Origin of the sequence: Butyricimonas sp. DFI.6.44, assembly GCF_022132345.1 — a bacterium.
Classification (GTDB): domain Bacteria; phylum Bacteroidota; class Bacteroidia; order Bacteroidales; family Marinifilaceae; genus Butyricimonas; species Butyricimonas muris.
Genome location: NZ_JAKNJD010000004.1, coordinates 77754 through 92523, shown reverse-complemented (window position 1 = coordinate 92523; position 14770 = coordinate 77754). Strand labels below are relative to the sequence as shown.

The window sequence follows — 14770 nt, the reverse complement described above, 5'->3', positions numbered from 1 at the left end:
AATTAATAATTAAACGATTGAACAAGGACGCTTCCCAATGTGCTTGTTCATGATTTTAGTCAGATGATGGAGATGGTTGCACATCTTCATCATTTTATTTATAACTTACTGTTACAGTCCTATTTTTAATTAAAAATTTAACATCCGATATTTTCTCAAAAAAATACAATAGTTCTTGGATATCTTTATATCGCATCATATCGCCTGTCAATTTCACATTTTTGACTTCTTCATTCGCGTAAAAAACATCGACATCATACCACGAGGATAATTTATTCATAATACGCTCTAACGATTCATTATTGAAAACAAAATTACCATCTTTCCACGCTACATAAGGAGAAACATCCACCTCTTCAACAACCCACTCATCACCACCATGGTATTCAGCTTTTTGATTAGGTACCATTAAAACTTCTCCCCTTGGGGATTTTAGTTTAACACTTCCTTCAACCAACACGGTTTGCACGACGCCTGCCTCTCGATTATTCACATTGAATTTAGTCCCCAATACATTGACCGACATCTGATCTATTTTCACGACAAAAGGTTTACCCTCCATTTTCGCCACCTCAAAATAAGCCTCTCCTTTTAAATAGACTACCCTGTTTTGAGCATCAAAATTAGTCGGATAGCGCAACTCGGTTTCCGCATCCAACCAAACTTTCGTTCCATCTTCCAACGTGATCATAAATTCCCCTCCCCTAGGCACAACCAAACGATTGAACAAAGAACGAGCCGCCCCGTCTTTCTCTTCAACATTATAGTGCACTTTCCCCTCAGCGCTCACCGAAATGGAAACCCCGTTATCTTCACGTAATTCTCGATTTTCCCGAGAAAGTAAAACACTTTTCCCGTTGGAAAGATAAAGGTACGCTTGATTTTTTCCCGGAGTTATCTGATGCTCTTGAGCAAATTCTTCAACCTTAGAATCGGATGGCATCCAAAGAATACCCACACCTAATAGCAATACAAAGACAGCAGCCACACGCATACCCACCTTTATCAATCGCCGACGTTTAATCAACCGTTTCACTCGATGAACGTCGCCTTTCACTAATTTCCCCCGGGCACCCCATCGCATATCCAAATGTTTTGAACGAACTTGAATAAATATTTTCCGAAATTCCTCATCAGTTTCTACTTGATGCAAAATTTCTTTCTCTTCTTCTTTATCAAGTTCGCCAAGAAAAAAATCCATTAACCTTGATTCTATATCTTCCATATTACAGTCATCTTACTTTTCTAACTATAATACAGAAAGAATTTAAAAACGGTTGAATCTTATCGCTGATTTTTTCAAGAAAAAGTGTAAAAGAATAGAATCTACTCCCGTCGAATTCGCCCTCAGTTTCTTCAATGCATTCACTAATAAAGTTTTAACCGTGGCGACAGAAATATTAAATTTATCCGCTACCTCCTTGTATCGCAACCCTTCCATATAAATCGCTTTCACGATATCTCTACTCCGAGGAGGCAATTTCTCGATCTCACTCTCCACCCGACATAACAATTCCTCGGTCAAATCATCGTATTCAATCTGGGGAGTATCAATCAAATTTACATCATATGCTTTTTTTAAAGGATCCACTTTCTCGAGTGCATTCAAAGCTAAATTTTTTACAGAAGTAAAAAGATAATATTTTAAAGTATCCGGACGCAAATCAGCTATCAAATGCCTTTCCCATAATTTGACAAAAAATTCCTGCACGATATCTTCCGACTTCACGATATCATTCAAAAAGGTATCAGCCCAAAGCACTAAGCTTTTGTAATATTTCACAAAAAGCAAGTCGATCCCTTCTTCCTTACCGTTTTGCAATAGTAAACATATCTTGTCATCACTCCCTTGCATCTGTAAAACTCTTTATTATAACCCATTTGTAAAACAAAAATAAGCATTATCCGTTGAATTTACAAATAGGATATATGACAAAGTCGCCCTATTTTCTACCATCCAAAATCTTCGTCCCGATATCCATGTAGCGATACACGTCACGGGTAGTTTCCCTGATACGTTTTTCATCTTTCTTATGTCCCAAACGAACAATAATGGCATTCCGTTCCGGTATAGCGATAATATACTGCCCCAGCATTCCCCGGAAATAAGGGTTCCGCTGACCGTGATAATTCATAATCCATATCTGGAAACCGTAATAATCCAACGAATCCTTACCCCACTCGTCTTTCAAGTAACTTGCCGGGCTCATGGCTTCATTGATATATTCTTCCGAGATCAATTGCTTCCCGTTCCAGTTGCCGTGATGAAGCATCAGACGGGCAAAACGTGCCACTTCCCTCGCCGTGGTATGGAAACAACAGAATGACTTCTCATCCCCGTCCTTTTTATCCAACAACCAATAGGCATCCTGTGCCGCCTGCATCGGTCGCCACAACTTCTCCTCCGCATAATCGCTAATTGTTTTCCCGGTTGCCTTTTCCACGATAAACGCCAATATCTGCGTATCGCCGCTCCGGTAAGAGAATTGCTTCCCCGGTTCTTCAATCACGTCCAACCCGGTCACCAACTCGTATAAATCATTCCCGTAATACCCGTGCGTCGTCACGGAAAACAAAGAAGCGTAAGCCTCGTCCCAGTTCAACCCGCCACTCATCGTCAACAAATGGCGGAGCGTGATATTTTTCTTTTCCCCGACCTTGAATTCCGGAATATATTTCCACACGGGATCATCCAGACTCTCGATCTTCCCCTCGTCATAAGCCGCCCCGATCAACAACCCCACGATACTCTTCGTCGATGAAAAAATGTTCGATGTCTTCGTGTCATTCCAACCGGAACGATATTCCTCGTAAACGATACTGTCATTCTGAATCACCAGAAAAGATACCGTACGGAAATCATTCAGGTAAGCATCATCCTCCGGACTCATCTCGTAAGTGTTATAATCTTTCGCGTGTGCCCACGTCCATGACGAATCGGCCTTCTGCACCGTGTGTTTCTCGAACATCGACAAATCATCAATCGAAGGATACCAGTATATCAAAGCCTGCCGGGCGTAATAAGGCAGACAGAAATAAACGATTGTCAAAACAACCAGCACCGCTAAAACTATCTTATGCCATTTCTTCATACAACTGAATTTGTAATTTACCAAAAAGTTCACACGCAACAATCGTAAATCGTCAATCACTAAATCTACAATTGTTTAACTTTCGCCACCATCTTCCGGATTACCCCTTCACCGATACAAGGCGCATGAGCATCCTCCGGAAAAAAAATCACGAACTCACCGGGAGAAAGCGTGAACACACCTTCCACCTTATCTTTATAAAAAGTATAATCCCCTTCCTCGTTATAAGAAGCAGAAGCCTCCCCCAACCGACTTTTGGCTTTCCACCCGTAAGACTCCGACACGAGCAGCGGCATCTGAATATCTATATATTTATCATGTCGCTCATAAACGGCCTCTTCCACGCTTCGTCCCCGTGCATCCTCGATTTTAATAAAAGCATCCTCGCCGGCAATATCTACTCTGCCCACGGGCATACCTGCCAGATCGTGCGTCTTTATATAATCGAACACAGCCTTGAAATAAGGATTCAGACTCTCTATTCTCTCGCTATTACCTATTATATCTATAACCATAACATTTATTTATAATGCCTAACAAAGATAACATATACACCTCAAAATCCATCCATTCCTCATGATAAAATATATCGACATCACACGATTCCCCCTTAATCTTCTCCTCTTATTACGCTTTCCAATACCAAAAAGATACCAAGTACCCAGTTCTACCTATAGAAGCCTATACCCATCGAAATCAACAATATAAGTAAACTTTATTCATAAAAAACACCAATAAAAATATTGTTCATATCAAACTTTATCCCTAATTTTACGTAGATACTACGCTAAATTTGAGAACGATATGAAAAAATTACTACCAACGATTATCATCTGTACCCTTTTCACGGGGATATTCAACACGAATCTCTTCGCGCAAAAGCAAAACAGGATTGAAAAACTTTACGAGCATATCGCGAGAGCCGAACGGGACAAATACGCGAGGGTAAAAGAGAGGATCGACCCCAAAAGTGCCGAAACGTATAAACATGAAATCGCTCTTGCCGATGCTCTGGAAACACTTCTTTTCGACCCGAATCTCGGGGCTGTAGAACCTTATCTGAAAACCAGTATGGAAGAAAACCGGCAAGATGACGGGGCTCGTGTTCGTTCCATCTGCCGGGATGCCGGCTTAAATTTCGAAACTTTCGTCTGGAAAGCCGATTCCACGATCTACGCTCTATTGACCTACTCCGACACACAATTACAAGATTCACGCGCCGTACTCGGATTATTGACAAAATACAAGTACATGATAACCCCGAAAATATTCGACTCGATCATCGCGCTAAAAGAAAAAGTACAGTTCGCCGATTTGAAAGCACAACCGACCTTGGGTAAATGTGAAACCTATTTCACCGATTTCGACACCTTGTATAACTATCCCGCCGTCGCTACCATCTATAATAAACTATTGTACGACAATGTTTGCACTTGCACGACCGACTCAACCATATTGTTATATTTCAACAACCCTATACTGAAAACATTCTACGCGGGAGCGAAAGAACCCCGTCCTTATAAAACCGACGTGGAAAAGATGTATGACATCCATTTATACGACATGGTCAAAAACGCCAAAAAACCGGAAGAGATGAAAACTGCCATCAACGCGTACATCAACTGCCCGTATCTTTCCGGCTATTCAAGAAACTTTCTCCCGGAAGTCGAATACACGAATGACAGCGTTGATCTGGTAATCCTCATAGCCCAAGTTGATTCATCCACGCAACTCCCGCTTGTAAAACAATATTTACAAGAACACAAGTATAAACAGTTCAGAGATAAAGCCATCCAATTAAGAGAACAATTCGTGGATTCCATGATTTGGACCACTCCGTCGTACACCAAATACTACACGGGCGACAAGATCATCCGAGAAATCCTTGTTTCGGGGGACACCACCACGAATATTTATTATAATTACAATGACCACGGCTACCTGCTGCAATCCGTGAAAAAAACACGTGTAAAAGATTCTTGTTTATCAAACATCACGACCACCTTTAAATACAACAACCTCGGCAAATGCTTCGAGGAAGAATCCGTGGATTCCCTATCCGGAAATATTCTGTGTCAAGTAAGTTGTCAATACAACATACAAGGGCATATCAGCATGAAAAACATCAAATGGAATAACGACAAGAGTCACACGGAAACCTATAACAATCAAGGACAACTCGTTCAAATACAAGAATACGACAACGGGCAAATATACGCCCAGACCGACTTGACATATGACAACAAGGGACGTTTAACACAAGAAATCAAAATAAACCTCAAACCGGACATCCACAACCCGATCACGAAACAAACATCACATTACGATTACAACCCATATGGTTACTTGACCGTTATATCATACGAGAAGGAAAATTTGCAAAACGAAAAAATCACGGGTAACATTACCATCCATTACGATGAATTCGGTAATCAAGTCGATCCTCGATACAAATACGAGTACGACAACACCGGGGCATGGATCGCTAAAACCGATCCTCAAAATCCCGCCAACACGGAAAAGATAGAATATACCTATAAATAAACACACGGTATTACTCGAGTAATCCTAGGGTAATCCTACTTCTACACGCTTACCGGGTCGATACACCTCACTTCTTTCGCCCTTACCTAACGGTGGAAGAAGTGGTTTATCGCAAGCCCGTAAGCAAGTAGATATAGTATTACGGTAGAAATACCCGAGGTTTAAGGTTAATCCGACCTTACATTTTACTTCAGACCATCCAACTTAGAAGTACAAATTTCTCAATTCCAATTTTTAATTGTACTTTTGTGCCCAATAAATTTTTGAGTACATGGAGCATAAAGCAGGTTTTGTCAATATTTTAGGAAACCCCAACGTGGGGAAATCCACCTTGATGAATCGATTAGTCGGAGAAAAATTATCGATTATCACATCTAAATCCCAAACGACGCGCCACCGCATTAAAGGTATCGTGAACGGGGAGGATTTTCAAATCGTGTTTTCCGACACCCCGGGAGTCGTGAAACCAAGCTACAAGATGCAGGAATACATGCTGGACTTCTCGAAAACCGCCATTATTGACGCGGATATTATTCTCTACGTGACCGACGTGGTGGAAAATTTCGAGAAGAACGCCGACTTCATCGATAAAGTGAAGCAAAGCGAAGTACCCATCTTGTTGGTATTGAACAAAATTGATCTGACCACGCCGGATAAGCTGGATGCCCTGTTCGCGAAATGGAAGGAAATCATCCCGCAAGCGGAGATATTCCCCATCTCGGCAACCGAGAACTTCAACGTCGACAACCTGTACAAGCGGATACTGGAATTGCTTCCCGTCGGAGAACCTTATTTCGATAAAGAAGAAATAACCGATATGCCCGCTCGTTTCTTCGTGACGGAAATCATACGGGAAAAAATCCTGTTGCACTACGACAAGGAAATCCCCTACTCCGTCGAGGTGGTCGTAGAAGAATTCAAAGAAGAAGCCAAAAGAATCAATATCATGGCGGTAATTAACGTCGAACGTGATTCACAGAAAGGCATTATCATCGGACACCAAGGTGCCGCCTTGAAAAAAGTAGGCACGGAAGCCCGAGTAGACATCGAAGCTTTCTTCGCCAAGAAAGTGTTCCTTAACCTTTACGTCAAAGTACTGAAAGACTGGCGGAACAAAGAAAACGATTTGAAACGCTTCGGTTACAAACAACTATAACATTAATAACTAAAATTGAGATTGCAAATCATCATTTTCAATTTTCAATTTTCAATTTTCAATTTATAAAATGAGTAATATTGTTGCCATAGTAGGACGCCCCAACGTGGGAAAATCAACACTTTTCAATCGCTTGGTCGGTGGACGAGTAGCCATCGTGAACGAGGAAAGCGGTGTGACCCGTGACCGGAATTACGGGAAATCAGTGTGGAACGGTAAAGATTTTTCCGTCATTGACACGGGTGGGTACGTTTCTAACAGCTCAGATATTTTCGAGGAAGAGATCAACAAACAGGTACTGCTGGCGATGGACGAGGCAGACGTGATTCTGTTCGTGTGTGACGTGGAATTAGGAATAACTGATTTGGATTACAGTTTCGCCCGTATGTTGCGAAAAGTCACGAAGCCTGTTTACCTCATCGCCAACAAGGTGGATAATGGCGAACGTCTTTATGATGTTCACGAATTCTATAAATTGGGTGTCGGGGAAGAAATATTCCCGATCTCATCTATAAACGGTTCCGGAACCGGTGAATTACTTGATAAACTGGTATCTCATTTCACGAGCGACCCGTTGGAAGACGAGGATGAACTTCCCAAAATCGCTATCGTGGGACGCCCTAACGTGGGAAAATCTTCCACCATTAACGCCCTGATAGACAAGGAACGGAATATTGTTACGGACATCGCGGGGACTACCCGTGACACGCTGACCACCCGGTACAACCGCTTCGGGCATGATTTCTTGTTGGTGGATACTGCCGGACTACGTAAAAAAGCCAAAGTAAACGAGGACGTGGAATTCTATTCCGTGATGCGTTCCGTGCGTGCCATAGAGGACAGTGACGTCTGTATGCTACTGATTGATGCCACCCGGGGTATGGAAGCTCAGGATTTGAATATATTCCACTTGATAGAGCGCAACCAAAAAGGTGTCGTGGTACTGGTAAACAAGTGGGACTTAATCGAAAAAGATAATAAAACAACGATTAACTTCGAGAAAGACCTGCGTGCTAAAATGGCACCATTCAATGATGTAGAAATTATTTTCACTTCCGCGCTCACGAAACAACGTTTACTAAAAGCACTGGAAGCCGCCATTGAAACCTATCGCAACCGGGCTCAAAAACTGAAAACCTCGGAATTGAACCGCATCATGTTGGAGGAAATCGAGAACTACCCCCCACCAAGTTTAAAAGGAAAATACATCCGCATAAAATACGTGACTCAATTACCCACGAAAACGCCGACTTTCGCGTTTTATTGCAACTTACCGCAATACGTGAAAGAACCGTACAAACGTTTCTTGGAAAACAAAATCCGTGAACACTGGAATTTCACCGGGGTGCCGATTCAAATATTTATGCGAAAGAAATAAATGAGTTCATAAAGTTCATAAGGTTTGTAAAGTTTATAAGGTGAAAAACTCGTGAATACTTTATAGTACGTGTATCGTATAAACTTTACCCCCCGAAGGGGTAACTTTATGAACTTTATAAACCTTAAAAACTCATCATGGCAGCAAAGGACACAATAGAACACGACGGAATTGTTATAAAAGTAGAAGATAACGCCATTATCGTGCAGATACAAAATCAATCGGCTTGTGCTTCTTGTCATTCCAAGGGAGCGTGTGGCCTGTCGGAAGTAGCACAAAAGAATATCACGGCGGAAAAACCGAATGTTCCCGTGGCTGTCGGCGACAAAGTTATTGTTACCGCCAGTACCCGCAATGCCATGCTCTCGGTCGCGTTTGCTTATATCATTCCGTCCGCGTTAATAATAGTACTTCTTGCCCTCTTGATCACGGCGGGGACAAGTGAAGTTATAGCCGCCGCGATTGTACTTTTAGCCGTTGCTGTTTACTTTGTTATCCTATATTTATGCAGGAATAGCTTCACCCGGAAAATAAAATTCAAGGTTAAAATAGCATAACCTAGAAAAAAAATAATAACTTTACGGGCGCTATAACAAACTAGAGGAGACAAAATAAACACCTTTATGATGACTACTACCATTATCTACACTATTATTTCTTTGTGTGCCATTGGTATTGCGGCTGCCGTAATCCTGTATTTCGTGGCACAAAAGTTTAAGGTCGAAGAAGATCCTAGAATCGATATCGTGGAAAGTATCCTTCCCGGCGCAAATTGCGGGGGATGCGGCAAACCCGGGTGTAGGGGTTTCGCGGAAGCCACGGTGAAAGCCACTTCATTAGATGGACTGTTTTGTCCGGTGGGAGGAGCGGATACGATGGCGAAAGTCGCTTCCGCTTTAGGCATGGAAGTAACAGCTCAGACACCACAGATTGCTGTCGTGAAATGCAACGGCACGTGTGACAATCGTCCACGCACGAGCACGTACGACGGGTACAAATCGTGTGCTATCGAACATTCTCTCTACCGGGGAGAAACCGATTGTACGTACGGTTGCCTTGGTTGTGGCGACTGCGTCAACGTCTGCGCTTTCGATGCCATTCACATGGACGCCAACGGTCTGCCCGTTGTTTCCGAAGAAAATTGTGTTGCCTGCGGTGCTTGCGTCAAAGCTTGCCCGAGAAACATTATCGAATTGCGAAACAAGGGTCCCAAAGATCGCCGGGTTTTCGTGTGTTGCGTGAACAAAGACAAGGGAAACATCGCCCGCAAAGCTTGTACGGTTGCCTGCATCGGTTGTGGAAAATGCGTCAAAGAATGTCCTTTCGAGGCAATTACCTTGGAAAACAACTTGGCTTACATCGACTTCCGCAAGTGTAAACTTTGCCGGAAGTGCGTGAGCGCATGCCCGACACACGCGATCCACGAGGTAAACTTCCCCCCGAGAAAGATTACCGAACCAGCGACCACGGAAGTGAAAAACAACGAATCGATTCAGTGATTGCCGATTCAAACTAAAATTTAAAATCGTAAATCTAAAATTAATACGCCGTGCTTAAGACATTTAAAATTGGGGGTGTACACCCACCTGAAAATAAATTATCAGCACAAGGGGAAATCATCACGCTACCCCTTCCCGAACAAGTGATCATACCACTATCTCAACATATCGGGGCACCTGCCGTTCCCACGGTGAAAAAAGGTGATACAGTTAAAGTAGGACAACTTATCGGTCAAGCCGCCGGATTCATTTCCGCCAACATCCACAGTTCCGTATCGGGGACAGTCACGAGTATCGATCCCGTGGTAGATGCCAGCGGTTATCCCAGACCAGCGATCACGATAAAAGTCGAGGGTGACGAATGGGACGAGAATATATTGAAGGAACCGATCGCGAAGCATCCCAATACTTTCACGAAAGAAGAAATCATCGCGGCTATCAGTGCCGCCGGTATCGTGGGTATGGGGGGAGCAACGTTTCCCACGCAAGTAAAACTATCCCCGCCTCCCGGAAACACGGCTGAAGTATTAATCATCAACGGTGTCGAATGTGAACCGTATTTAACGGCAGACCACCGTCTGATGCTGGAACACGGGAAAGAGCTTATCGCCGGGATTGAACTGCTAATGAAAGCTCTTAACGTGAAACGTGCTATCGTGGGCATCGAGAACAACAAAAAAGACGCTATCGAAGAACTTGGCAAACACGCCAGATTGAGCGACGGCATCGAGATATGCCCGTTAAAAATACAATACCCGCAAGGAGGAGAGAAACAATTGATACAAGCCACCACGGGTAAATTCGTTCCGTCCGGCGGACTACCTATCGCCGTGGGAGCCGTCGTTCAAAACGTCGGGACAGTATATGCCGTTTACGAGGCTGTCATGAAACACAAACCGTTATTCGAACGGGTGGTCACCGTTACCGGGAAATCGCTGAAAGAACCGGGTAACTATCTATGCCGTATCGGGACACCACTCTCTCAACTCATCGAGGCAGCCGGAGGACTTCCCGAGGACACGGGAAAAGTGATCGGTGGCGGTCCGATGATGGGAAAAGCCTTGACGACAACCAACATTGCTATCACGAAAGGAACAAGTGGAGTATTACTCATGCGGCAGGAAGAATCCGTCCGGAAAGAGTATCGCAACTGTATCCGTTGTTCGAAATGCGTTACCGTATGCCCGATGGGATTGGAACCGTATTACCTGATGCAACTTAGCGAACACAACAAGCTGGATGCTTTGGAAGCCGAAAAAATAATGGATTGCATCGAATGCGGTTCTTGTAGCTATACCTGCCCGGCAAACCGTCCGCTGCTCGACGTGATTCGCTTGGGTAAAGCCAGAACAGGACAAATGATACGTTCACGTAAAAACTAAATAATTGATGATTGATGATTTACGATTGATGATTCTCAATCATAAATCTAAAATCAAGAAATCTAAAATCATTATATATGAGTAATTTCACCATATCACCCTCCCCTCACATTCATGGCGGGGATTCGATAGAAAAAAACATGTACGGGGTACTGATTGCCTTAATCCCCGCGTTTATCTTTTCTATCGTGTTTTTCGGGATAGGAGCCATTCTGGTAACCCTTACTTCCGTGGCAGCCTGTCTGATCTTTGAATTTATTATCCAGAAATACCTGATGAAACAACGCCCCACGATATGGGACGGTTCGGCTATCATCACGGGTGTATTATTAGCGTTCAACCTTCCCTCATCCCTTCCTTTATGGATTGTGATAATCGGTGCTATCGTGGCAATCGGTATCGGCAAAATGAGTTTCGGGGGATTGGGAAACAATATTTTCAACCCGGCACTCGTGGGACGCGTATTCTTATTGATTTCGTTCCCGGTACAAATGACTTCTTGGCCTGTACCTCACGGATTTTCGACAGTAGATGCCGTAACGGGGGCTACACCTTTAGCTATCGTGAAAGAAGCAGTAAAGAACGGGCAATCCGTGGCTGATGCACTCGCATCCAGCGGAATCTCGACAAGCAACATGATTATCGGTAACATGGGAGGTAGCTTGGGAGAAGTTGCCGCTATCGGTCTTCTGCTCGGTTTCGCCTATATGTTGATTCGTAAAATTATTACATGGCATATCCCCGTGACAATTTTCGCCACGGTAATCCTGTTTGCCGGAATATTACACTTGGCAAATCCCGCGCATTTTGCTGATCCCCTGTTCCATCTTTTCACGGGAGGTATGATGTTGGGAGCGATCTTTATGGCAACGGATTACGTAACATCCCCCATGACGCATAAAGGTATGATCATTTTCGGTATCGGTATCGGACTACTGACCGTGATAATCCGTACCTTCGGTGCTTATCCGGAAGGAATGTCATTTGCCATATTGATCATGAACGGCTTCACCCCGTTGATCAACAGATATTGTAAACCCGTTCGATTTTAAATTTTAAATTGTAGATTGTAAATTACTTACACTTGAAATTTAAAATTTAAAATCTAAAATTTAAAATCACAAGATGATGGGAAAGAAATTAGAATCGAGCTTTAAAAATATGGTATTGGTGTTATTCTTGGTAACACTCATATCCTCAGCCGCCGTGGGAGTTGTCAACTCATTCACGTCGGGATTAATCGAGAAGGTACAAATCGAAAAACAGACACAAGCAATACGTGCCGTGGTCCCGACTTTCGATAATGACCCCATGACAGAAAAATACACGGTAAAACCTTCGGAAAATGAAGAAGAAGTTGAGTTTTATCCTGCCAAACAGAACGGGGAATTAGTAGGAACAGCCATTAAAACTTACACGAACGACGGATTCGGGGGAAAAATAGAATTAATGGTAGGTTTTACTCCCGACGGAACAATTTACAATTATTCCGTGTTGAGCCACAAAGAAACCCCGGGGTTAGGTTCCAAAATGGATACATGGTTCGTGAAAGGCGCCAAAGGTGACATTACCGGGAAAACACCGGGAACAAAAGGACTGCAGGTTTCAAAAGACGGAGGGGACGTGGACGCTATCACGGCTGCCACTATTTCATCCCGTGCCTTTTTGGATGCGGTAAACCGGGCAGCCAAAGCGCTGGAAAAAGATACCAAACAAAAGTAGAACAATCGAAAAAATAAAGATATGAACAACTGGCAAAACTTTACCAAAGGGTTCTTTAAAGAAAATCCCACCTTTGTACTATTGCTCGGGATGTGCCCCACGCTGGGAGTCACCACGTCGGCAATCAACGGCTTGGGAATGGGATTGGCTACCGCCTTCGTGCTCGTGTTATCCAACCTTGCTATCTCGCTCGTGGCAAACTCGATTCCCGATAAAATCCGTATTCCCGGATTTATCGTTATCATCGCGGCATTCGTTACCGTCGTTGATATGTGTATGGCAGCCTATCTACCTAGCTTGCACGAATCACTCGGGTTATTCATCCCGTTGATCGTGGTAAACTGTATCGTGCTGGGACGTGCCGAATCTTTTGCTTCCAAGAACAAAGCCATTCCTTCCATGCTCGACGGATTAGGAATCGGTTTGGGATTCACGATGGCACTGACCTTGTTGGGATGCATCCGTGAAGTATTGGGTAGCGGAAAAATCTTCAACATCACCCTGTACAGTGAAAACTACGGAATGATCATCTTCGTGTTAGCCCCCGGAGCTTTCATCGCGCTAGGTTACTTGATCGCGTTTATTAATAGAATAAGAAAAACCAACTAATTGTAAATTTTAGATTTTAAATTGCAAATCAAAATCCAATCTAAAATCTAAAATCTAAAATTTAAAATCAGAAAAATGGAATACATATTTATATTCATAGCCGCAGTATTTGTCAATAATATCGTATTGGCGCAATTCTTGGGTATCTGCCCGTTCCTTGGGGTTTCCAAGAGTGTTCCCACGGCTTTAGGTATGACCGGAGCCGTGACATTCGTGATGATTTTGGCCACGTTGGTTACTTTCATCGTGCAAAAAACGGTACTTGATCCGTTCCACATAGGGTTCATGCAAACTATCGTGTTTATCCTGATTATTGCAGCACTCGTGCAAATGGTGGAGATCATTCTGAAAAAAGTAAGCCCCTCGCTTTATCAGGCGTTAGGAGTATTTCTTCCCTTGATCACGACAAACTGTGCCGTACTGGGAGTTGCCATCATGGTTATCCAAAAAAACTACAACTTACTCGAGTCCGTGGTTTTCGCTGCCTCTACCGCTATCGGTTTCGGGCTCGCCTTAACCATCTTTGCCGGCATCCGCGAACAATTGGAACTTTCCTCTATCCCCAAAGGCATGAAAGGAACTCCAATCGCTCTAGTAACCGCGGGATTGTTAGCCTTAGCATTCATGGGCTTCTCCGGAATCGTCAAATAAAAGAGGGAGTGGTCGACCACTCCCTCTAGTCCATAAAGTCTAAAAGTCCATAAGGTCGTAAGGTCAAATCCACGAACCCGTCATACGAGTATCCCGTGAAATCCTCGATTACCCGATCCACCATTCCCACGATCTTCTCTTTCGCGTTTGTTGTAGCCACCCCGACTACCTTCATGCGGGCATTACGTCCAGCCTCAATACCGGCAAAAGAATCCTCGAAAACGCAACAAACATCTGTTTCCATCTGCAGCTCTTTGGCCGCCAGTAGATAGCATTCCGGAGCAGGCTTGGATTTCGTGATCTTATCAGCAGTAATTATTCGCTCGAAATACTCGGTAAATTCCGGGTGAGCCCTCAAGACATACGACATTTTCACGTTATTGGAACTCGTCACCAAAGCAATCCTCACGCCATGCCCTAACAATACTCGAATAAAATTCTCGACACCCGGCACGTAAGGATAACTCATTTTTTTCTCGAACTCTTCCAACTCATGGGAAATCTGCTGCTGTAAATCCATATTACCCCCGAAATAATCCTCCAGAATCTTCTCCGTCGTCATCCCTTTAATCTTCTTGTAAAAATCAGGCATTCCGGGATGAAAACGCTTTCCCTGTTCTATCCAGAAAAGATCGTATTGTCCTTCCGTGTCGAGAACCACTCCATCCATATCAAACAATGCAGCCAATCTTCTTTCTCTATTCATCATATCCTTAAAAAACTGTTCGCGAATATAT

At 43.5% G+C, this 14770-nt stretch carries 15 protein-coding genes; 10 read left to right on the top strand and 5 right to left on the bottom strand.

What is annotated here, in order from left to right; all coding sequences use genetic code 11:
- Positions 1-94: 94 nt before the first annotated feature.
- The 4 genes from L0M98_RS07050 to L0M98_RS07035 form a co-directional block, all read right to left on the bottom strand.
- Positions 95-1225: a FecR family protein gene (locus L0M98_RS07050; RefSeq protein ID WP_227215417.1), complete on the bottom strand. Its 1131-nt coding sequence runs from the start codon at positions 1223-1225 to the stop codon at positions 95-97.
- A 42-nt stretch (positions 1226-1267) separates the two neighbouring features.
- Positions 1268-1855: a sigma-70 family RNA polymerase sigma factor gene (locus L0M98_RS07045; RefSeq protein ID WP_227215418.1), complete on the bottom strand. Its 588-nt coding sequence runs from the start codon at positions 1853-1855 to the stop codon at positions 1268-1270.
- A gap of 88 nt (positions 1856-1943) precedes the next feature.
- Positions 1944-3092, bottom strand: coding sequence for a serine hydrolase domain-containing protein (locus L0M98_RS07040; protein ID WP_099290393.1), 1149 nt, complete (start codon positions 3090-3092; stop codon positions 1944-1946).
- A gap of 65 nt (positions 3093-3157) precedes the next feature.
- The gene (locus tag L0M98_RS07035) at positions 3158-3607 is read right to left on the bottom strand and encodes a YhcH/YjgK/YiaL family protein (RefSeq protein WP_186977898.1); all 450 of its coding nucleotides are present in this window, start codon (positions 3605-3607) and stop codon (positions 3158-3160) included.
- A gap of 289 nt (positions 3608-3896) precedes the next feature.
- On the opposite strand from L0M98_RS07035, the gene L0M98_RS07030 reads away from it, so the two are divergent.
- The 10 genes from L0M98_RS07030 (at position 3897) to rsxA (ending at position 14033) form a co-directional block, all read left to right on the top strand.
- Positions 3897-5636, top strand: coding sequence for a hypothetical protein (locus tag L0M98_RS07030; RefSeq protein WP_227215419.1), 1740 nt, complete (start codon positions 3897-3899; stop codon positions 5634-5636).
- 271 nt (positions 5637-5907) lie between these two features.
- Complete coding sequence (gene era, locus L0M98_RS07025; protein ID WP_099290106.1) at positions 5908-6792, top strand: GTPase Era; 885 nt, start codon at positions 5908-5910, stop codon at positions 6790-6792.
- Positions 6793-6862: 70 nt separating this feature from the next.
- On the top strand, positions 6863-8170 hold the full coding sequence (gene der / locus L0M98_RS07020) for a ribosome biogenesis GTPase Der (RefSeq protein WP_227215420.1): 1308 nt from the start codon (positions 6863-6865) through the stop codon (positions 8168-8170).
- A gap of 137 nt (positions 8171-8307) precedes the next feature.
- On the top strand, positions 8308-8727 hold the full coding sequence (locus L0M98_RS07015; RefSeq protein WP_227215421.1) for a SoxR reducing system RseC family protein: 420 nt from the start codon (positions 8308-8310) through the stop codon (positions 8725-8727).
- A gap of 66 nt (positions 8728-8793) precedes the next feature.
- A complete protein-coding gene (locus L0M98_RS07010; RefSeq protein ID WP_227215422.1) occupies positions 8794-9669 on the top strand; it encodes a Fe-S cluster domain-containing protein in 876 nt (291 codons plus the stop codon).
- A 50-nt stretch (positions 9670-9719) separates the two neighbouring features.
- A complete protein-coding gene (rsxC, locus tag L0M98_RS07005) occupies positions 9720-11051 on the top strand; it encodes an electron transport complex subunit RsxC (RefSeq protein WP_227215423.1) in 1332 nt (443 codons plus the stop codon).
- A gap of 77 nt (positions 11052-11128) precedes the next feature.
- Positions 11129-12103: an RnfABCDGE type electron transport complex subunit D gene (locus L0M98_RS07000; RefSeq protein WP_227215424.1), complete on the top strand. Its 975-nt coding sequence runs from the start codon at positions 11129-11131 to the stop codon at positions 12101-12103.
- A 73-nt stretch (positions 12104-12176) separates the two neighbouring features.
- On the top strand, positions 12177-12773 hold the full coding sequence (locus L0M98_RS06995) for an RnfABCDGE type electron transport complex subunit G (protein ID WP_227215425.1): 597 nt from the start codon (positions 12177-12179) through the stop codon (positions 12771-12773).
- Between the two features lie 21 nt (positions 12774-12794).
- Positions 12795-13382, top strand: coding sequence for an RnfABCDGE type electron transport complex subunit E (locus L0M98_RS06990; RefSeq protein ID WP_227215426.1), 588 nt, complete (start codon positions 12795-12797; stop codon positions 13380-13382).
- 75 nt (positions 13383-13457) lie between these two features.
- Positions 13458-14033: an electron transport complex subunit RsxA gene (rsxA, locus tag L0M98_RS06985; RefSeq protein ID WP_099290099.1), complete on the top strand. Its 576-nt coding sequence runs from the start codon at positions 13458-13460 to the stop codon at positions 14031-14033.
- Positions 14034-14058: 25 nt separating this feature from the next.
- On the opposite strand, the gene L0M98_RS06980 is transcribed toward rsxA, so the two are convergent.
- Entirely contained in the window at positions 14059-14742 is a 684-nt protein-coding gene (locus L0M98_RS06980; RefSeq protein WP_317198013.1) for an HAD family hydrolase, read from the bottom strand.
- Positions 14743-14770 lie beyond the last annotated feature (28 nt).